This window comes from Terrirubrum flagellatum (assembly GCF_022059845.1).
GTDB lineage: Bacteria > Pseudomonadota > Alphaproteobacteria > Rhizobiales > Beijerinckiaceae > Terrirubrum > Terrirubrum flagellatum.
In genome coordinates this window covers 583,881-604,114 of record NZ_CP091851.1, presented here as the reverse complement: position 1 = coordinate 604,114, position 20,234 = coordinate 583,881, and the positions used below count along the sequence as shown (strand labels likewise).

Sequence of the window (20,234 nt, the reverse complement as noted above, 5' to 3'; positions counted from 1 at the left end):
ACAAAACACTTGGAGCGCTCTTACATTGCCGGCGCCTTGACGCGGGGCTTGAGGCCCAGCGCATCAGGAATAGCTCGCGGAGACGGTGTTGACCTTGAAGCTGTTCGCGAGCTGCGCGACTTCGGCGCCAAGACCGTGACCGTTGTAAAAATATCCGGGCAGATTCGGCACGCCGAAATCGGTGAACTTGTTCATCGCGGCTTTCTTGTCGAAATTAACCAACTGCAGCTGGTCTTCAAAGTCGTCGCGGATGATGGCGAGAAATTGATCCGTCGTCTTCATGAAGCGCCAGAGAACGCCGCCGATATTGAACGTCCCCAGATTGTTCGTCGTCTGCAAAAACGCCTTCGCGATGTCGCTGGCGTGCAGGAAGATCATGAATTCCGCGCCCTTGTTGGCACCGGACGCGCCGACTGAGCCCGGCGCGATCGTCAGGAACGTATCGTAGGGCACGCTATAGTCGTGCGGGTTGCCATTCAGCGTGATGTCATTGTTCACGATCAATTGGCCGACTGAAGACAAGGTCTTCTGCGGGATCGGAACCTGCGGTGCGGCGCCGCCATCGTGCTCGCCAAAAACGAGCTTGTAGTAGCAATAGACCTGCGCCGCGAGGCCGGCGCGATATTGCCATTCGAAAACGGATTGGTTCGGGAATGCATTCGGGATGAACTTGCCCTGGCGGGTGAAATCCTTCCCGCGCACAAGACCAAGGCTAGTGACGGGAGCGCCTTCAGCAAGGAAGGCGAACCAGTTGCCGATCGTGTAGATCGAACCCTGGCCGCCCTGGAAAACGACGGGATCATTCGGGTCGGTTTCCCAAAGCCCGAGTTCTTCCATCATCACTTGTTTCGTGGCGTCGCCGAGATAGCTCACGGCGCGCGTGTCATCGAGAACGCGAAGCTGGAATTGCAGGCCGGTCGAGAGGGCGTCGGTGATGAAATTGAATTCGTTCCAAAACCAACCTGGACGGCCGGGATATCGGCGCGTGCTGTGCGCGAGGCCGGAGAACTTCGCGCCGGCGTTGCTGGTCGATCGCGCGTCGGGGATCAGCCCCTGGTCGAACACCGCCGAAACCTGCGTATCGGCGGTCGATGCGCCGTCAAAGGCGGTCAGGTTGTAATAGCGTCGGTCGACCATCGGCGTCGCGACGCCGGCTTTGAATGTCTTGACGCCGGCACTGCGCGCGATCGCGCTCGCGGTGGCGATGCGATGCTGCGAATTCACCGCGGTTTCGACGAGACGATTCGTCAGCCCGCCGACGGGATTGAGGCCCGTGCGCGTCCAGAACGCATTCGTCAGGTCTGACGACGTGACGAGATTCGGCGACGTCGGCTTGATGATTCCGGGCGCGCGCGAGATCCCCGAGGGACGGCCGAGTTTCAGAACGCTCATGTCGACCTCAGAAAAACCAGGTGATCGCAGCCGCGCCGTTCCCTCCGGCGCCGCCAGCGCCAGAGGCTTGGCCGTTCACGGAAGCTCCGCCGCCTCCGCCGCCCGAACCGATGCCGCCGGCGCCGCCGGCGCCCGCAGCACCGGCGACAGATGCGCCGCCGCCCCCGCCGCCAGAACCGCCCTGCTGCGCCTGTATGCTCGATGGGCTCGAGCCAGCCCCGCCCGCAGTCCCGTCGGCTGCGCCGCCCGCGCCCCCTGCGATCGACGAACCCGCCCGAGATCCTTGCCCGCCGGCGCCGCCTGCATGGAACGCGTTGCCGGTGTCGAGACCGCCACCGCCACCGCCGCCGGCGCAGACGCCGTTGCCGCCTGTCGTCGCGGTAGCTGAAGTCGAGCTGCCGCCACCAGCAGATCCGTTGCCGATCCAGGCGCCAGAGGGCGCGGTCCCCGCATTGCCTGCGGTCGCTGACCCGCCTGCGCCGGGATTACCCTTGAACGCCAGCAACTGGCCGCTGGCTCCGGAGAGCGTGAGGATGGTGTCGTTCGATGGGTTTGAGCCGCTGGCGCCGTCAGAGTTATCGGCGGTCTGCGCCGCGCCGCCAGCGCCGCCCGCGACGAGCGTTAGAGTTTCAGTTGGGCCAAAGGCGGCGGCCGGAACCATCGTCTCGACCATCGCGCCCGCAGAGCCGCCGCCGCCGCCGAAACGCGCGGAAGCCGCCGCGCCGCGACGACCAGCGCCGCCACCACCGCCAGGCCCGATCAAACGCACCTTTGCCTGCTTGAGCAGCGGAGGTTTGGTGATCGTCTGATTTCCGGCCGTGAGCCATTCCTGATAGAGCGGCGCGATGCTCCAGCTTCGCGCGACCCATGCCCCGTTGACGTAGACGAACGTCGCGCGATCGAACTGCGCAGAGAGCCATGCGACTTCGGTTGCGCCGGACAGAACTTTCACTCGGTTGGCGCTGGAGTCGATCTTCTGGACAGGCACGGTGTCGCCGGCCGCTGGCGACGTCGGCAGCGTGATATTGCGCGCAGCGGCCGTTGCATCGACAGCGATGAAATAGCCGACCTCGGCAGGCAGGATCGTGACGTCAAGGTTCTTGCTGATGACGTCGTGCGCCTCAGCCGGGCGCACATTCGCGCGAATAGGGACCGGCGCCATGGTCAGTTCACCCCGTAGTAAGCGACGTTCAACGTCGCGTCAGTGCTGCCGACGCGGATGAATTTGATCGCGGAGAGCGCGGCGTCGTAGGGCAGAACGTCGCCGGGATTGAGCAACTGACCGACGCTCGACGTCGGGTTGCTTCCAGTATCCCGCCAGCGCACCGGCGCGCCTTCGACGCTGATCAATGCGAGCGTCGCCGGGTTCAGACCCGATGGAATCGAAGCCAGACCGATCGCCGAGTTGCTGACGATCAACTGCTCGTCGCCCTTTGGGATGTTGGCGGACGACATCTTGCCGTCGATGCTTGCAAGCGACGCATTGGACGTGGCCTGATTGGCGGCCGTCGCCAGCGCGCGAGCCGCGAGCTGCGCATCGGTCAGCGGCCCGGTGACGGTGATGTTTTCGTCGGCGCGCTGAACATGCGCTGAGTTCGGCGCGGAGATAATCGTGCCGGCCGTCAGGTTCATCCAGATGAAGACGCCCGTGGGCGTCGACGGAGTGGCGTCGATGATCGCGATGCGGGCGAGAAGGTCGCCGGCCGTGTAGCCGGCGCCCGTCGTGATGACGTCGAAGAACGCCTCGATGACGTCCTTGTCCGCCGACGACAGCGGCTTCGCCCCGGCGCCGGGGCCCGACGACGCGTTGCCGGCGCCGTCAGTCCACGAAATAGAGGGGAGTCCGGTGCCTTCGTTGATCAGGTCGCGGCGGACAAAATAGGCGCCGGTATTGTCGGTCCAGATCGACGTCGCGAGAGCGGTCTGCGCTTTGATGGCGTCGCGCACCTGCGCGAGCGTCGTGTTGGTCGCGGGGTCGCTCGACAGCTTCGCGAGCACTGCGGCGAGCGTCGTCTGTGTCGCCGGATCGCTGATGATCTTGGCGAGGATGGCAGCGAGCGTCGTTTGCGAGGCTGGATCGTCCGACAACTTAGAGTTGATGGAGTCAAGGCGCGCAAGGGCGGCCTCGTCAGTCGTCGGCAGCGGATCGTCTTCGCTGACGCGCGTGACGACGGCTGGATCCGAACCGGCCGCCGCCTTTCCGAAAGTGAGTTTGACCGCTTGCGTGCGCGTGCTGCCTACAATGTCGACATCAACGGCACGAAGGTCCGAGTTCGACGGCGCGCTTCGCCGCTCCACAACATTGATCGTCGACATAGCAGCCCTCAGTCCTCTGAATCTTGATCTGGCGCGGTCTCTTCCGCGTCGGTGACGCCGGGGTCGGTAAGCACGAGCAGAAAGCCGCTCGCGGACTCGCCGGCATATTGATCTGGCTGCGGGACGAAGCCCCGCACGCCGACAAGCGTCACGCGCAGCAGCGGACGCGAACCGTCGATCTGGATCGGTCCTCGCAGCTTCACGACACTCTCCGGAACGTGCAGCCTGCGGTCTGCATCGTGACACCGCCCGATGTGACAACCATGATGCGCGCGGTCGCGCACTCCTCGGTCGGCAGCGTCAGGCTTTGCGCTTCCGAGAGGCGGAACACGAAATGCGGCGTTTGCTCGTACCCTTCGTCGGCAGGCGGCGGCGCCGGATCGATGATCTCGATGCCAGCGTCGATATCGAGCGTGATCTTCGTCCCCTCGCCCCATGCGATCTCGACGCGAAGAGCGCACCCGGCGAGGTCCACGATCGCAGGCCCCTTCGCAGTCGGGACTGTGACAAGGATCGGCTGCACGATCTCGTCGCCCGGAACGAACCAGATATCGGCTCGATCCGGCATCGGCAGATTGCGACGCGTCATTTCGAGGCCTTCCTCGTGTCCTTGCCGGCGTCGCCCGTCGGTCGCTTCAGGCTGACCTTCGTGTCGAACTGCGTCTTCGTCGCTTTGTGCGTAACTGTCGTCGCGATGTAGTCGCCATCGACGCCGGGACGAACGCCGCGCACCTGAACGGTCGCTGTCGCGCGCGCGGTAGGTTCGCCGACGATCGTGACTTCACCAGCGCCGCCTTCTTTCTCCGAGCGCTTTTTCTCGGTCGTGGCCTTGCCTTCCGCCTCACCTTCATCATGGGCGTTGAAGCGTGTCGTCAGATTCGCTTCGGCTTTATTGTCGGCGACGCTGACCGTCTTCTCTTTCCACTTTGCTTCCTTGGCGTCGTAGTAGCGCGTCTTCACTTCCTTGAAGCGCCCGCGGCCGGAATAGGGCCTGATGCGTCCGCTCTTGAGATTGTCGCCCCAGATTGCCCGGATGGGCGTCAGCGATTGGCCGGAAGCCGACGTTGCGCCGTTGATCGGCACAAAGATTGCGCGGCCACCAGAGACCTTGAAGTTCGCGCCGATCTCGCGAGCGACGCGCTGGCCCCAATGCAGGAAGCTTTCGCCATCGATCGACCAATAGTCCCGCTGGATTGATCCGAGCGCGCTATCGATCTTCGCTTCAAGACCCGCCGCTCGCGCCCATTTCGTCGCGACGTCGCCGAACTTTTGATTGTCGGCGTGGCCGCGCTGTGGCTGCTTCGCCTTGCCTTTCGTGTCGAAACCCTTGGCGCTGATCGACAGCGTCCGAACCTGACCCTTGCCGAATTGCGATTCCGGATCGTCGACCGTCCCCTCGAACACGAGGATCGGCGCACCTGGCGCAAAGCCCAGCGCGATCGAGATTTTTGCGCCGGGCTGCGGCAGTATCGTCGTGCCGTCAGGATCTGCGAGTTTGATCTCGGCGGTGTCCGAGCTGGTTCCCTCTTTGTCGACGACCTCGACTTCGAGCAGGCGCGGCAGGATGCGCGACGTGACATCGTTTCCGTCAACGATGACGGAATGGACCGGCCTCAGAACCGACATTCAATCCCAGAGGCTGACGACTTTTTGCGCCGCCGACACGTCGTTCGGATCGGGGATAGGCGCGACAACGACGGTCCCGAGCGGAAGGAACTCGCCTTTCTCGGCGAGGCCGTAATTCATCTCGTAGACCTGCTCGACGAAGCCGTCCGGCAGGGCCTTGAAACGGCGCCAGAGCAGAAGGTCGAGCATGACGCCGTCCTGCTTCACCGTGATCTCGACCGTCGCCATCAGCCGCCCGCAATCTGGTTGAACAGTGAGAGATAGGTCGTCGCATTTGGCGCGCCAGCGCGCAGCAATTCGACCGTAAACTCGACTTCCTGGCCGACGCCATTGAAATCGAGCTCGCCGTGTTTGTCCTTGATCTTCTCGATCAGATGCCAGCCGAGTGGAAAACCGTCGCCGCGCACGGCCATCCATGCGACGCCGGTTGCCCGCATCGCCTTCAGCGCCTCAAGCCCGTCGAGGCCGCCGAGATGACGCGGGAGGAGTTTGCCCTCGATCGTGAGCTTGGCCTCGTCTTCTCCGCCGAACTCGTAGATGGGCGCAGCTCCCACGACGTCATGCTTGCCGAACGCGGTTTTCTCTTCGTTGCTGAGGCTTTGATGATTGACGCCGGTCATATCGAAGACGACGGGACCGATCATGAGAAGCATCAGACGGGCGAAGTCCCATAGTCGCTGAGCGATGCGCGAACGCTGTTGCCGATCGCCGCCGGCGATGGCGCGTTGACGCCGATGTTGATCTTCACGGGCTGCGAGAAGATCGCCTGGATCTGGCTCATGATCGACTGCGCCTGCGCGACCGCTGCAGTTCCGCCAGAGGCGATGCTCTGGGCGAAGTCGTTCATCATCTTTTGCGCCGAGGCGTCACCCTGCCCCAACCCTTGAGCAGCGGACTGAGCAACTGACGCGCCGGCGCTCTGCGCATCGCTTGCGTCAGCTCCACTGGAACCCTTGCGGCGGGAATCTATATAGGAGCGCGTCGCGTCGTTCATTCGCTGATCAGCCGGAATATTCGGCATCAACAGCTCGCGAAGCCCGCGTAGCGGATTCTGACCCAACACCTGGTCAGTATATCGTTTGTCGTCCTCAGTCTGCGTCCCCGCGAAGCCGCGACGGATACGGCCGAGGTTCTTCGAGAAGAACCCGTCGCCGTTCTTGTCCTCGGTCAGCGCCTCAAGCGTCATCGCGAGCGACGGGATGAGCGCCATGCGGCCGAGGAACTTCAACCCGGTCCCGCCGTATTGCAGCGCAAGCTTTGTTGCTCCGTCGCCCATGCGGCCCGCGAGACCCTGCAATCCGGCGCCGGTGAGCCATGGCGCGGCGGTTGCGAACAAGCCAAATCCGCCGACCGCTGCTTTCTTCGCGATGTCAGGGTTCTCCAACGCTGCCTTGGTAAGGTTCGCGATTCCGTCGGCGAGCGCGCTGAGGCCCTTCGCCGCCGTCGGCATAAGTGGACTGCTCGCGACCTGCACGAGGTTGTCCATCTGCTCTTTGACGGATTGCCACGCTTGGAATGGGTCCTGTCGGACTTTATCGGCAGCTTCCGGCCCCGATGCCTCGGAGGCCTGCTTCATATTCTTCTCAAATTTCGGACGATCTAGGATCAGCTTCGAAAAAAACTCGGCCGCGTTTCGATCTGTGAACCACTGCGCCATCAACTCGACCATTTTGGTGCGAGCCTCTTGCGATCCTGGATGCGCGATGTCTTTCGCGGCAGTGACATCGACGCCGGATCTTTGGAGAGCGCCCGTTATGAAACTGTTGGCGAATGCCAACGGATCGACGAGGCCCGCCCGAGCGCCAGAAATTCTTCCGTCCCTGTCTAGCAAGCCGGCCTTCCTGAGTGCGGCCACTTGCGCCTTCTTAATCGGCCTCCGCGCCAAATTGCCCAGCGCAGTCATCTGCATCGTGCCGGTGCGCTCACCCCCAAACTCTTGCATCATCGACGGGATCACGCCGGTCAGGAAGCTATCGTTGAGGCCGACCACAGATGTCTTGGCGGTGGCGGCGTACTGACGCCAATCCTCACCGCGCACCGTGTCACCATACAGGTTGGCCGACTTGATGAAGGCTGTGACCAGAGGCGTCAGAACTCGTGCTGATTGCGCGCGGTTGAGAACTTCACCCGCCTTCACCAGCGCTTCGAGGTCGCCCGCGGCGCGCTCCTGCCCGCGTTGCACCTGAAGCACAGCCTGCGCCCTCGTCACCAGCTCCATCAAATGGGAGGCCTCGTCGTAGGACCCAACTACGGATGTGATGTTGCGCTGATGCTTTCGGATATCGAGCGCGCCAACGGTCGGGAATTGCCGTGACAATGCGAACGCGTGCGCGTTGGTTTCGGCGATCTGACCTGGCGTGAATCCAGCGAAGTGCTGGCGAACGCTCTCACGCTCCGCCTCCGCGCCCTGCGTCGCCGTATAGCGAGCCGCGCGATTAACGCCATATGCGGCGCCGCCAAGGCCCAACGCGCCAACAGCAAAGTGACCGACCCCGGCCATCCGCTGCGCCGCACGCTGCTGCGCGGCCGCAGCCTTGTTCGCCGCATTGACCTGCGCCTGCGCGAGACGTTGCGCCTCCTGGCGAACGGCGATGAGCGCGCCGAGCGCCTGGCTCTTCCATGAGGAGATGGCGCTTGTCTGGAACGCCTTCCCCATACCGGACGACATTTCCGACTGGAGGCGCTTCCAGCTCTCCTTGAGCTTTTCGACTTCGGCGGTCGTCGCCTTCAGGCGGCTCAGGTCATTGGTGAAGCGCTTGCCCCAGCCGGCGTCGCCGCCCATGGCCTTGGCGAACTCTTTCGCCGACTGCTCCGCCTTCGCGAGGCTCGAGACCAGAGCGTCGCCACCGCCCTTCGACTTCGACAGCCTGTTGGCCGCGGCGTTGATGGAGTCGAGCGCGTCCGCAATCTTCTTGCCTTTGCCCGACGCATCGTCGGTCAGGCGAACAAGCAGTGATGCGAGAAGCTGGCGGGCCATCAGCGGTTCTTGAAGAGTTTCGCCATCGCGTTGTTCACGGCAGCCAACGTCTGCCGGTAGTGGATTTCATGGTCGATGCGCTCCATCTCGATCGCGAGATCGCGCCACTTCGCGATCTCGGCGATATCCATGGCCTCGACGTCGACTATGCGCTGCCCGAGGTATCGGACGATGATGGCGACGCTTCGCTCAAGGCTCGCAGGGCCGCCACCCGCCGCTCGAAAAAACTTCCGACCAATGTGTCGATGGGATCGCCGTCTTCATCGTCGAGCGCTTCGTAGACCTCGTACGGAACGTCCATGATCGGCGACAGGGACTCGGAGTCGAACCCCTTGCCTTCTGCTGACGACGCCATCAGTGCGTCGATCTGCAGCTTCGTCGGCCGCGTGATCGTCACCTTCTCGTAGATCTTGCCGTCGAACTCGATCGGCCACTTCAGAGCGAAGGTCGTGACGCGCTTCGCGGCGTCGACAAACCGCGCCTTCGGCTTCTCCGCCGGCGCGTTTTCCTGATTGTCCATTTTCCTCTCCCAGACTTATCGCAGCGTTGATCGGCCTCAGACGATGCCGATATTCCGCGCCGCCTGCTGCATCACCGAGACGCCGTTGATGCGGACGCCTGCCGGCCCTTCCCAGAAATCGAAGTAGTAGATTTCCTGGTTGTTCAGCAGGAACTCGTAGTGCGTGACTTCGTCGATCTCGTAGTCGTGCTCGATGCCATCGCCGGCTGTGAACTCACTCGGCGAGATCGCAGTGATTACGCCGCGCACGACCGCGCGGCCGGGAAACTGCTCGCCCGTGCGGAGATTCCGGACGTTGCCCAGCATGAAGTAGGGCTCGTTGAGGCCGACGCCGATGCCGAACTTCGCCGAGAGATCGGGCGTAAAGCCGGCGCACTTGAAGGTGAACTTCAGCGCGTCGATCGAGTTCATGCGGAAGTTGACGGAGCCTGCAGCGCCGGCCGGCTTGTGCTCCTTGCTCATCAGTTTGAGGTCGGGGAGCTTCACGCTCTTCAGGCTCGTGTGCAGGCTCTTCTTCGGATCGGGGTCGCCGACGAAGATGTTCGCGAGATCCATCTCGAAGATGTCAGCCATCGATTTTCTCCTTGTGGCCTGGCGCGGCGGGTTACGCCGCGAGGCTGTTGATCTGCGACGAGATGGCCGCGACGAGGTTTTCGAGCGCCGGGCGGTAGCGGCGCGACGAGATGCGCAGCTTGCGCAGCACGGGCGGCTCCTCGGCCTTGAACATCATCTGCAGATTGCCGAGGCGGATTTCCTCGGGCGTGTTCTTGTCGGGCTCGAAGCCGACGCGATAGTCGATGATTTCGCCGCGCGCCTTGGCAAGGCCAAGCTGGCTGCGCATCGTCTCCGCGATCGCCATGGCGACGGCGAGCGTGATGTTCTGCACGCCGAGATAGGGCTTCTCGGCCTTGATCTGACCAAGCTCCAGCCAGTCGCGCCCACGGCAGACATGGTAAAAGCGCCACAGCGGATCTTCGCTAAGCGTATCGGTGCCGACGAAATAGAACCCGCCATCGGAGATCGAGCTCTCGACGCCAGACTCGCCGCGCACGATGATGCTGCCGTTGCGCGAGAGAATGTCCTGACCCTCAGTGTCGCCATCGACAAGGCTGAAGTCGATATCGCGGGACACGCCGACGATGCCGAGGATTGGCCGGTTCGCCCAGGAGCGGAAGGGGCGGCCTTCGGATTCGTTGTCGACCTTCACCGCGAGACCAGCGATGCGCGGCGACGAGGGCTTCTCGACGATGCTGCCGTCGGCCGCGGTCACCTTCACATTGCAGGCCGGGCCGGCGATCAGGCTGTCGCTCGCCAGCGTCTCACGCCAGTCAATGAACGCCTGGCGATCGGTCGCCGGCGGATCGAGGATGGCGCGGGCCTTCAGCGGGCCACAGACGGCCGGCAGCGCGGTTGCGACGCCATTTGCCACCTTCGCCGTCTGGATGCTCGAAGCCGCTCCAGTGAGGCCCGTGGACGCGGCAAAGCTGAATGCAGTCGGCGCGACGGAGTAACCGCCTGGACTCGTGATGTTGATTGCGGTCAGCGCTCCGCCGGCGACGGTGAAGGTGCCAGTTGCGGCCGTGCCCGTGCCGCCGGTGAAGCCAAGGGCGAAGGTGCCGTTCGTACCGCCCGTGCCGCCGGTGATGGAACCATGACCCGTGACGCCAAAAAGCTGCTGCTGGGTGTAGCCGGGGGCGATGATAAGCCGAGGGCTGAAGCCGATCTTTGCCGGCGCCTTCCTGAAGGCGTGCATGCCGGTCTTGTCGACGCTTGAGCCGATCATGTTCGCGATCGTCGCGGCGACGGTGTTTTCCTCGTCGACGCGCACGACGATTACGCGCGCCGACCTCTGAACGTCGTCGAGCTGGGCCGCGATGCCCTCGATCGCGTCTTTCAGCGTGCCGGTCGATCCGATCTTCGACGTGAAGGTCGTGTCGTCGGTCGTGAAGTAAACCGGCTCATCGAGCGGAAACACATCCTCGTCGGCATCGGGCGCGGTCGCGAGAATGCCGATGACGGACATTTCCGCGCCTGCGGCAGGCAGAACCTCGACGCCGTCGCGAATATGGACAATGCCGAACGTGACTTCGGTCATCGCGGTCTCCCAAATAAAAAGGGCCACAGATCGCGGCCCGTTGCATGGATGCGCCCGAAGGCGCGGGTGTTTCAGAAATCAGGCGTAAGCGGCGTCGACTTCGGCCGCGGTCTTGATCGCGCCGCTCGTGATCTCCGCTTTCACCATCGCGTAGAGCGCGAAGCTTTCGGCGACATGCGCGAGCACTGCGTTCGACATGATGACGACGTCGGTCGCGTTGATCTCGTGCAGCGAGTCGTCGGAAGCGGCCCATGTCGTCGTGAAATTCGGGTCGGCCTCGGCCGCAACGCGCGCGCCCATGATCATCATCTTCGAGCGATCATCGGTGCGAACCGCCATCGACCCGACAGACAACCCGCTGACCAGTACGCCCCTCGTTTCGCGCTCCCAACGAAGACGCGCGGCGCGGGCGAGAAGCGATTCCTCCTGCGTGCCAGGCACGTTCTGCGCGCCGAGCGGCGAGATCGTCCAACCTGTTCCGTTCCAGCGCGCAAAGTGCGTGCTCTTGTTGAATTGCGGCGGGGCGAGGTCGTGCGCGTTACGCGGGATAAGGTAGGCGCCGCTCTGCAAAGGATCTGGATCGGCGATGGCCGTTCCGACGAACACCCCGGCTTCATCGGTCTGGTAGACGGTCTTTCCCTTCGGGGTCGCCATGCGAGCCTCAGTATTTGATGCAGAAGAGGTAAGCGATGTTCACCGGCCGCGCTTCAGCGCCGCCGGCGCTTTGAAGGCTGAGGCCGGTCGTCGCAGCATTGACGCTGACGTTCGCGTTGGCGGCGACCAACGAGATGCCCGTTCCAGAGGCGTAGATTCCGATGCCCGTTCCCGAGGGATAGATTCCAATGCCCGTACCGGAAACGCTCGTGCCGTAGCTGTGCGGCTGGTCAGCAAATCCCGAGCTGCGACCGGGCTCCGTGAGCGGCGTCCCATCGTCGAAACCGCCATAGACGTACGTGACGTGCGAGTGTCCGGGATCGTAAACCGCGTGCGCGTGGCTCGGATCATAGACCCCGTGCGCGTGGGATGGGTCATTCACGCCGTGCGAATGCGGCGTCTGCGTGACCCCGTGCGAGTGCGGCGACTCGGTTACACCATGCGTATGGGCGAGGTTCTGACTCGCCTGGGTCGAACCGATCGCGCGACCGCTGTCTATGCCCTTGCCATCATCCCAGCCGCGGATGAATTCGCCGCGCAGATCCGGGATCGAGAAGGTCGTCGTCCCGTTGCCGGGGCCATACTGACCAGCCGTCTTCGCGGCCTCGCTCGCGGCGAGATTCCCCGAGGTCTGGGCCCAGAGCCAGAGATCAGCGTAGGCCGTGCGCGAGAGCGTCGCGCCGTTCGCCTTGATCGTGCCGGGCAGCGCAACGCTGCCCGTGGCGATCATGAGCGCGCCAGCGGGCGCCTGAAGCGCGGCGGACGGAAGCTGCGCCACAGGCACCTTCCCGCTGCCGTCGAGGCCGGCGTAGCCGTTCGCATTGCCCTTGTTCCCGGCGACCTCGAACGCCGCAAGCGCCTCGCTCAGGCTGCCGACGTCGCTGATCGAAATCCCGCCCGGCTGCCATTGCGCGCCGATGTATTTCAGGAACTGACCGGCAGCGACGCCCGACGTGTTGACGTCGGACAGGGCGCCGAGCGCATGAGAATGGTTCGACGGCGCCTTGCCATTCAACGCCTCGGTCAGGCCGGTGATCTGGTTGATCGGATGACCGTGAACAGCCGCGGCCTTCCCGGCGACCGCCGTGATGAGACCATCGACATCCGTGTCGATCAGCGCCAGCGCTGCGGCAAGGCGAACAGCGTCGTCGCTCGCATTGTTCGCGGGGTTCGGCTGCTGATAGCCCCGATGCGAAGTGCGATCGTCGATGATCGTCATGGTGGCCAGCCGCTCACACGCTGTAGGCGCGCAGCCGCGCGATAGAGGGCCTGGCGCCGGGATCGCCGGTCAGCGTCACGCGGATGCGGCCGTTCGCGGCGGTGTACGGATCCTTCTTGAAGCGCGGCTCATTCCAGCCGCCGCCAAGCGTCCCCGAACCGTCGGCCGACAGGGCGTTCCAGCTATTGTCGGCCGCGTCGCAGTGAACGGCGACGGCCGCTCCGGCCGGGACCTTCGCTGCGAAGAGCGTCTGCACGCGAATCGCCGTCCCCATCGGGAACTGCCGCGAGATGTAGGTGCCGCTTGTCTTGATCCGGCCGCCGATGATCAGCGTGCCAGGATAGAGGACCGGCGAGACTTTCTCGGACCCATCGAACACGGCGCGCACCGTCACCGTTTCCGTCACGAACTCCGCGAATTCGCAGGTCTGGTTCGGCGCCAGCGGGATCACCTGCCCGCCCTCGCGCACGAGCTCGTAGCGGAAGCGCGCATCCGCCGTGGGGATCTCGACGCCGCCACGGATCAGCATGTCGCTGATGTTCGTGATCGCCCCCGTCCACAGCGTCACCGTTTTCGTGGTTGGCGAGAACTTCGCGACGACGACCTCAAACCAGAGGTCTGCATCGTTGTGAGCCGTCCAGGTCGAGCGGTTCGACGACGAAAGCAGCACGCCCACGGTATAGGGCTGCGCAGACACGCGCTGCTGCGTCACGGGGTCAACGTCGCCGAGCTTCGAGATCGCGAGCGCGTGGGCGTTGTCGTCGGTCAGGAAAACGAAGCAGAATTCGCGATCGGACGGGCAGAACACTGGCGCGGCGAAACGCGCCTGGATGACGTCATTCACCGACTTTCCGGCGAGGCTGACAAAGACCTCGGCGAGGATTTCCTTCGTCGGCAGCCCACTCGCGATCGTCGCCAACTGGACGCGGACGCCCTTCGTCGGATCGCCGATCGTTTTGATCTTCACGTTGACGCCGAGAATATGGCGCGGCTCGGGGAGCACGAACGTCTGCGCCAGCGGATCTTCGGCGCTGCCGCCAACCCCTTCCGTGCTGCGATCGACATCCTGGACGACGGGTTGCGTCACCTGGTTAATGATCGTGATGTTCTCGTTGACGACCGTGATCGGGACGGGGGCAGCGCGCGCGACCAGCGTCACACGACGCAGCGTCGTCGTGTCCACTGTGCCTTCGCCAACGAAGATTGCTTCGGCGAATGAAGGATCGGTGGCCGCGCCGACGGCGCGAACCTTGCGTTTGCCCGAAGGAATGTTCGCGGGAATGACGAAGTCGAGGACGATCTGGCCGTTGGAGTCCGCGGTCTGCGTTCCCGCCGGCTTCACGTTGACGCCATCGAGCGTGAGCGTCGCCAGATTTTCGCCGGCTCCGAACCCTTGGATCGTTGCATGGACTGTGATCTGGCGGAGGTTCACGGCTTCCGTTTTGCGGATCTCCGTGACTTCCGTGATCGTCGTTTGGCCCGGAGGCTCGTCAGGAGCCGACGTGAATTCGCGCGTCACCGGCGAGGCCCAGGCCGTGACCTCGTCGGTCCAGAAGTCCACGGCAGGCTCGAGCTTCAGGGCGCCCGGCATCACGGTGAAGTTGTCGTAGGGGTTGATCGCCATGGACGAAGTGTCCTTGTCCTGGCGGATCGCGATTTCTTCGGTGTAGTCGAGGCTGACGATCGCGGTCCCCGCGCGCTGCATCAGCACGTTGTCGATCGCGAGCTGGAGAACGCCCTGGTTGATCGCGGCGGTCTGCGCCGCGCCCTGGTCACGATAAAAATCGTCGACGAAGCTGTCGGTGAAGATGCCCTTCTTGCTGACCGGCTCGCGCTCCAATATGTCGCGCGACAATTCCGCCCGATCGAACTGTTCGAGGATGTCGATCAGCCTGTTGAAGAGCCTGCGCTGTGCGTCGGCGGTGTAATTGTGCGTGCCGTTGTTGACGATCTCGGGTGTGCTGAGCCAGTCGTTCCAGACTTCCGCCAGCTTCAGCAAAGTCGAAGGCGGCGCTGGCGCCAATGCGCCGCCGCGGGCGCTGATGCCTTTGTAATAGACGGGCTTGCCCGCGATATCCATGCAGATGATGTCTATGCGCGGGATCTTCGATTGATACGAGATCAGCGCCGTCGAGCCATTCACGCCGCCCGTGACGGTGACGCTCGTCTCGTCGACCGTATCAGGCGTGACGCTCGCATTGTAGCGATAGGTGACGGAATAGGTCGAAGCCGCTGCCGGCTCCGCGCCGCCTGGCGCCCACGACACCTTGTCGCCGTCGAGCAGATAATCGGTCGTCGCAACGTAGGTCATCGCGCCTTGTGAGACGGACTCGATCGCAACGACGGCCGAATTGCTGAGCGCGTCCTCGCCGTTGGGAGATGCGCCGCGCGTCACGGTTTCCGTCACGCGCTTGACGATGACGACTCCGGTGACGTTCGCGATCGGCGGACGCGAGACGGGAACGACCGACGTGCCGCCGGTCGTTCCAGTGAAAGTGTGAGGTTCGGCGGTGATGCTTTCGAGGGCCGGGTCCTCCGCCTGCACGAAGCGGATCGAAGCTTCGCGGATGCGCTTGAAGCCCTGAATGTTCGCCGTGCCAGCCGCGATCGTGAAAGCCTGGTCCGATCCGGTCTTGCCGAGCGCGGTGACCTCGCAGCCGTCGACGATGTAGTTTCCGAGCGCATCCTTGTCGTAGACGGCGATCTGCTGCGTGACGCCGGAAAGCGCCGGCGGCGGGCTCTGGTCGATGACCGCGCCATCGAGCAAGAGATAGACCGCGAAATACTCTCCATCGCCATCATCGTCGGGAAGCGCCCAACTGATCGTTTCCGCGACGCGCGCAGCGCCTGGCTCACCTTCGCCCTCTGTGCCGGGCATAAGCCCGAGCAGCGTGACATCGTCGTCCTCGTCGACAACCGTCGACAGGAGCCTGATGCCGACGGTTTTCTCGCCGGAGAAGGTGACGCCGGAGAAGGTGTGCGCGGCGACATTGCGAACGTCGCCGGCGACATAGATACGGCCGGCGGCGAGCGTGATCGTGCCCGCATCGACATCAACGACGATGTTGCAGCCTTCGACGCGGTCGCCGTCTTTCGCCGTGAGGTTGCCAACGCGCCGGCCGCGCCTCTCGGCGATCGATTGCAGTTCGTTGATCTCGGCCGCCTGCGCGAAGCGATCCTCGCGCGCGACAACGCGCGCCCAATTCGGGTTCGCTGACGCGCGATCAAACGCGCCAGGAACGCCGGATGGATGCTCGAAGGCCATGAACCCTTCCCTAGAACCGCAGCACGGCGCGCACGCGCTCGCGCACGGTTCGACCGAATTCGATGTTGACGTTCTGCGAAGCCACGATCGGCCCGGCAACGCTGAGTTCGCCTGGCCCGACCCACAGCGCGCCAGGCGGCTTTCCGCCTGCGGGCTCCGCGTTGAGAATGAAACCGACCGTCCGCGCGGTCGCGCCGTAACCATCGCCGAAGCCCGTCAGAGCTTCGAGATAGATGTCTCGGACCGATGAGTCCGCGGGACTGCAAGACAAGCCTGCGCAGTGATAGGCGCCCGGCGAGGCCGGCGCGACCTTGTGCGCGGCCTTGCAGCGGCGATAACCGATCACCGCGCCAACCGCGTCCTTGAAGACCGCCCAAGCAGTTCCGAAATCTGTCGCCGACAACATCGCGACATGGCGCGCGAAATCGGGCGTCGCCGTCCAGGGCGCTTCAGGCCATGGAAACGTCCACCATCCCTCGCCTGCCGGCGCTTCATCAAATCCCGGCGAGGAGATCGCGAGCGCCAGGCCGACCGCCTCGCCGGCGAACTGGTCGGGATCGATATACCCCTCGGGCTCGATCCACACATCGAGCGCCATCAATTCTTCTGGCGTCATCTCGTGGATGACTTCGATCGACCGCCCAAAGGACCATTTGACCTGGCCGCCCTGAAGGCGGACGCCGGAGAACGAGGAGTAGAGTCCGTCGCCGTATTTCTTGCGGCCGTATTCCAGCGCGCGAATGTCGTAGCCGCTGAAACCGCGCCAGAACACGCTCCGCACGCAGACCGACAATTGCCCGACGCCTTCGAGACGCGGGAGGTCGGCCTCATCGTCGCGCACGCGATCGAGCGCAAGCTGAAACAGATTCCAGCGCGTCCGCCGCAGCGGCGGCTCCTCGATTGTCGCGCCGTAGCCCAGCCAGCCGATGCCCTGGAACACCGCCGCAGGGGTGCCGCGCACCCGCTGCCAGCGAACGCCTTCAAGCAGAAGCTGATAGAGCGAGGGGACATACGGCGTCAGTTCGCCGAGCCCATATTCGTAGACGATGAACGGCAGCCAGTCCGGCGCCGGATCGACCAACTTCGCGCCGCGAATACGGACGACGCCGTCGTTCAGCCGCGGACCGGGATCTGTCGCCGCCGCGAGCGCCTTCATATAAGGCGTCGCGTTCGACGGGAGGGCCTGAAGCATCAGTATGCGCGGCCCATATTGTGCAGCGTCACCGTCCCGAGCGAGATCGCGCTCTCAGGAGGCGCGATGACGTCGCTCGATGGCGTGATGAGCTCGACCTTCTGCACGCCTGATTGCATGAGGCGCGCAACGGCCCAGGGGCGCACGAAGTCGAAGCCGAGGCCGGACTCTACCGTCCATGCGACTCCGAGCGTGCTCGCGAGCAGCGGGATCAGCGTGTCCGGCGACTCCGGCAGCAGCCAGACATTCGCCTCCACATTCACAGTCTGGAAGATCGCTGATCGGAAGACGAAGCGGTCGCTGACCATGCGTTTGTCGTCCGCCGTGACGGCCGCCTGGACCAGCGCGATCAAATCAGCGTCGGCGACCCCGCCATTGTCCGCCGCGAACACCGCGATATTGACCGTCGGGTTCGTGCCGACGCGATAAACGATCGCGTCCTTCACACGCAGGCTCGCGCTCAGCGCGATCAGCTTGTAGCGCGGCGCCGTTCCGCCCGTGGAGCGGCCCTGCATCGCAAGGACGACGCGCCGTTTCAGCCGGTCGTCGAGTTCGCCTGCGAGGCGCGTGACGTCGTAAAACGCCGCGAGATGATCGAGGTCAGATCCGGTCGCGAAGAACAGCAGGTTCGCACGCGCCGCATCATTGACGCGCGCACGAAGCCGCATTTCGCGATTGGCGTAGACGATCGCCTGCTGCGCGGATGGCTCCGTCAGAAGATCGATGTAGCCGGCGAGGCCGGGGAAATCGCTGATCGTCTCGGCTTTGATCTCTGCAAGGATCTGCTCAAAGCTGAGTTCTTCGATGACCTTCGGCTTGGGCAGCGCGCTGAGACCGTAGAGATCATCAGCCACTGGTCACCCGCACCGACAGCCCGTCGCTGGAGAAAACGACCTTCTGCTCGCCCTCGACGGTGAAATCGCCGAACAGCGCGCGCGGCCGATAGAGGCCGAAGATCGTGAATGACATCTCGCCTTCGCGCGTCAGCGAATCCACGGTGATCTTTTTCACCCTGAAGCGCGGCTCGAAGAGTTCGATGCCCGTGATGATCGCCGAGAAGAACCGCACGAGGAGCGAAACGCCTGCGTTGCGGCCGAGGATCGCCGGCACGTTCGTCCCGAACCAGCGCCGCATGACTAGTTCGCCAAAGAACGTCGTGAAGAGCACGAAGAGGCTCTGAACAACGTGATCCCAGCCGTCCAGCGAACGGCCTGTCTCGCGATCGACCCCGGCCATCAGTTCGCAAACAGCTTCGTGGCGCAGCCGACCGCGGCGTCGCCGTCGCTGTCGAGATCATCCTTGCGATGCACGGCCTTGCCGCCCTCGCCGCCGACATGCACTTCGCCGTTGAAGACGACCTTGCCGTCGACGGTGATCTTGCCGCCTTCCACTTTGACCTTGATGCCGCCGAAGGTGAGCACATGCTCATTCCCGCTCGTCGACGGCGACTGGTTGTTGTCCGACCAAGTAAATGGCAGGAGCACGCCCTGCCGCGGCTCGCCGCTCGGGTTGAACGCGATCATCTGCTGTCCGACCGATGGCGGGCTGTGAATCTTCATAGCGCCGGCGACCTGCGCGTAGGGCACCCACGGCCCCAGCACGTCTTTGCCGTCGTCATCGACGCCGGTTTTCAGGCGGGCGACTTGCTTCTCTGCGTTGACCTCATGGACCGTTCCTTTGACAGCCATATTGGCGTGGCGCCGCTCAATATCCGTGACCCTGTGCAGCAGCGCTTCGAGGAATTCGTCCAGGGTGCTCACGCGCCGGTCTCTTCTCCCGAGCCCCCTTCTGGCGCGTTCTCATCGATCCAGGTCACGTTTTTGAGCGGTTCGACCTTAACGCCGTGCGGCACAGGCGGCGGATGTGGCGTGAGGCCCATCGCGTAGCCAGCGTCCCAACTGAGGCCAAACACCGCGAGCAGCTTCTCGTAGGGGCCGAGATCGCCAGGCGCTTCGATAGCGCGCTTGAACTCGTCGGCGACTTCGCGGAGTTCTTCGTCGTCGCTCAGCTTCGCGTGAAACTCGGCCCAAGGGCCGGAGAGCGAAGCGCCAATCGGCGGCTCACCGATGGTCCTGCAGGACAGAACGATTTCGCGCGCGGGAAAGCGCGCGGCATGGTTCGGCAATTCGATAATGATCGGCCGCGAACTCACGGCCTGGAAGCCGGCGCAAAACTTTTGCAGCAGTCGCGACCAATCGGATCGATCGGCCTGCAGCGCGGCGACGATCTGCCGGCCCATGAAGCCCAACAGGATCGATGCGCCGCCGCTGCGGTTCGTCAGATCGTTGAGGCCTGCGCGGCTCCCCTCGAACTGGAGGCTCGGCGGAAGGATCGCGTGGATGACGATGTTCGTGTGCGTCGGCGCGCCGAGATCATGTCCTGGCCTCGCGCCGTCAGTCCGATCGCTCTCACCAAGATAGACGGCGATTACGGGCCTGCCGGTATCGTCGATCAAGTCGAGCGGATTGACCGGGCTGCAGGAGACGCGCTCGCCGGCATAGGTCTTGTGATCGAGCGCCTGCGCGATGATCACATTGAGCGCCAGCCCGACGAGAAACATCACGCCTCCCTCGTGCAAACGCACACAACCTGGCCGCCGCCATCATCCTGGACGTCGACGACCTCGAATTTCAGGCAGGGCTTCCGCAGAGGGCTTGCTGTCTCCAGCTTGTCGCCCTTGCTCGGCGTCAGCTTCCTGCCGTCGCCAAGCGCGGCGTAGCGAAACACGACATGGGCGGCATCGACGCTCATGTCGGGCATGTCCCCGTCGATGCGTCCTGTGGAGCGAGCGCGAACGATTTGCGGATGCAGATCGATCGCGCCCTTGATGATGTAGGGCTTGGCGAGAGCGCCAGCTTCGCGAGCGATGAATCTTCCGACCACAACGGGCCGGACGCGGATGTCCTCGCCCCACACCCGCTCTACGGCGCTGGAAACCTTGCGCTCCAGGTCGTCGAACAGAGTGGGGCCAAGCATCG

22 protein-coding genes are annotated in these 20,234 nt (G+C 63.9%); all 22 read right to left on the bottom strand.

Annotated features, from left to right (window positions below):
* Positions 1-63 precede the first annotated feature (63 nt).
* On the bottom strand, positions 64-1,392 hold the full coding sequence (locus L8F45_RS03090; RefSeq protein ID WP_342361422.1) for a hypothetical protein: 1,329 nt from the start codon (positions 1,390-1,392) through the stop codon (positions 64-66).
* A gap of 7 nt (positions 1,393-1,399) precedes the next feature.
* Positions 1,400-2,554 carry a hypothetical protein gene (locus tag L8F45_RS03085; protein ID WP_342361421.1) on the bottom strand — a complete coding sequence of 385 codons (1,155 nt, stop codon included), beginning with the start codon at positions 2,552-2,554 and terminating at the stop codon, positions 1,400-1,402.
* Between the two features lie 2 nt (positions 2,555-2,556).
* Positions 2,557-3,708: a hypothetical protein gene (locus L8F45_RS03080; protein ID WP_342361420.1), complete on the bottom strand. Its 1,152-nt coding sequence runs from the start codon at positions 3,706-3,708 to the stop codon at positions 2,557-2,559.
* A gap of 8 nt (positions 3,709-3,716) precedes the next feature.
* Positions 3,717-3,911, bottom strand: a complete 195-nt coding sequence (locus tag L8F45_RS03075) for a hypothetical protein (protein ID WP_342361419.1) — start codon at positions 3,909-3,911, stop codon at positions 3,717-3,719.
* Positions 3,908-4,297: a hypothetical protein gene (locus tag L8F45_RS03070; RefSeq protein WP_342361418.1), complete on the bottom strand. Its 390-nt coding sequence runs from the start codon at positions 4,295-4,297 to the stop codon at positions 3,908-3,910. The genes L8F45_RS03075 and L8F45_RS03070 overlap by 4 nt, the downstream gene beginning before the upstream one ends.
* Positions 4,294-5,334, bottom strand: a complete 1,041-nt coding sequence (locus L8F45_RS03065) for a phage late control D family protein (protein ID WP_342361417.1) — start codon at positions 5,332-5,334, stop codon at positions 4,294-4,296. The genes L8F45_RS03070 and L8F45_RS03065 overlap by 4 nt, the downstream gene beginning before the upstream one ends.
* Positions 5,335-5,562: a tail protein X gene (locus tag L8F45_RS03060; RefSeq protein WP_342361416.1), complete on the bottom strand. Its 228-nt coding sequence runs from the start codon at positions 5,560-5,562 to the stop codon at positions 5,335-5,337.
* A complete protein-coding gene (locus tag L8F45_RS03055; protein WP_342361415.1) occupies positions 5,562-5,978 on the bottom strand; it encodes a phage tail protein in 417 nt (138 codons plus the stop codon). The genes L8F45_RS03060 and L8F45_RS03055 overlap by 1 nt, the downstream gene beginning before the upstream one ends.
* Positions 5,979-5,986: 8 nt before the next feature.
* The gene (locus tag L8F45_RS03050; protein WP_342361414.1) at positions 5,987-8,116 is read right to left on the bottom strand and encodes a hypothetical protein; all 2,130 of its coding nucleotides are present in this window, start codon (positions 8,114-8,116) and stop codon (positions 5,987-5,989) included.
* A gap of 194 nt (positions 8,117-8,310) precedes the next feature.
* On the bottom strand, positions 8,311-8,442 hold the full coding sequence (locus tag L8F45_RS03045; RefSeq protein WP_342361413.1) for a hypothetical protein: 132 nt from the start codon (positions 8,440-8,442) through the stop codon (positions 8,311-8,313).
* A 14-nt stretch (positions 8,443-8,456) separates the two neighbouring features.
* On the bottom strand, positions 8,457-8,831 hold the full coding sequence (locus tag L8F45_RS03040) for a hypothetical protein (RefSeq protein ID WP_342361412.1): 375 nt from the start codon (positions 8,829-8,831) through the stop codon (positions 8,457-8,459).
* A 36-nt stretch (positions 8,832-8,867) separates the two neighbouring features.
* Positions 8,868-9,404 carry a phage major tail tube protein gene (locus tag L8F45_RS03035; protein WP_342361411.1) on the bottom strand — a complete coding sequence of 179 codons (537 nt, stop codon included), beginning with the start codon at positions 9,402-9,404 and terminating at the stop codon, positions 8,868-8,870.
* A gap of 31 nt (positions 9,405-9,435) precedes the next feature.
* Complete coding sequence (locus L8F45_RS03030; protein WP_342361410.1) at positions 9,436-10,926, bottom strand: phage tail sheath protein; 1,491 nt, start codon at positions 10,924-10,926, stop codon at positions 9,436-9,438.
* A 78-nt stretch (positions 10,927-11,004) separates the two neighbouring features.
* Positions 11,005-11,580, bottom strand: coding sequence for a DUF4376 domain-containing protein (locus L8F45_RS03025; protein ID WP_342361409.1), 576 nt, complete (start codon positions 11,578-11,580; stop codon positions 11,005-11,007).
* A 7-nt stretch (positions 11,581-11,587) separates the two neighbouring features.
* Positions 11,588-12,799 (bottom strand): tail fiber protein, encoded by a 1,212-nt coding sequence (locus L8F45_RS03020; protein WP_342361408.1) that lies wholly within the window; start codon positions 12,797-12,799, stop codon positions 11,588-11,590.
* A 13-nt stretch (positions 12,800-12,812) separates the two neighbouring features.
* Positions 12,813-16,064, bottom strand: a complete 3,252-nt coding sequence (locus L8F45_RS03015; RefSeq protein ID WP_342361407.1) for a DUF4815 domain-containing protein — start codon at positions 16,062-16,064, stop codon at positions 12,813-12,815.
* A 10-nt stretch (positions 16,065-16,074) separates the two neighbouring features.
* A complete protein-coding gene (locus L8F45_RS03010) occupies positions 16,075-17,256 on the bottom strand; it encodes a phage tail protein (RefSeq protein WP_342361406.1) in 1,182 nt (393 codons plus the stop codon).
* Positions 17,256-18,110, bottom strand: coding sequence for a baseplate J/gp47 family protein (locus tag L8F45_RS03005; protein WP_342361405.1), 855 nt, complete (start codon positions 18,108-18,110; stop codon positions 17,256-17,258). Before L8F45_RS03005 ends, L8F45_RS03010 begins: the two co-directional genes overlap by 1 nt.
* The gene (locus tag L8F45_RS03000; RefSeq protein WP_342361404.1) at positions 18,103-18,492 is read right to left on the bottom strand and encodes a GPW/gp25 family protein; all 390 of its coding nucleotides are present in this window, start codon (positions 18,490-18,492) and stop codon (positions 18,103-18,105) included. The genes L8F45_RS03005 and L8F45_RS03000 overlap by 8 nt, the downstream gene beginning before the upstream one ends.
* A complete protein-coding gene (locus L8F45_RS02995; protein ID WP_342361403.1) occupies positions 18,492-19,016 on the bottom strand; it encodes a phage baseplate assembly protein V in 525 nt (174 codons plus the stop codon). The genes L8F45_RS03000 and L8F45_RS02995 overlap by 1 nt, the downstream gene beginning before the upstream one ends.
* Positions 19,013-19,819: a hypothetical protein gene (locus tag L8F45_RS02990; protein WP_342361402.1), complete on the bottom strand. Its 807-nt coding sequence runs from the start codon at positions 19,817-19,819 to the stop codon at positions 19,013-19,015. Before L8F45_RS02990 ends, L8F45_RS02995 begins: the two co-directional genes overlap by 4 nt.
* Positions 19,816-20,232 (bottom strand): hypothetical protein, encoded by a 417-nt coding sequence (locus L8F45_RS02985; RefSeq protein ID WP_342361401.1) that lies wholly within the window; start codon positions 20,230-20,232, stop codon positions 19,816-19,818. Before L8F45_RS02985 ends, L8F45_RS02990 begins: the two co-directional genes overlap by 4 nt.
* Positions 20,233-20,234 lie beyond the last annotated feature (2 nt).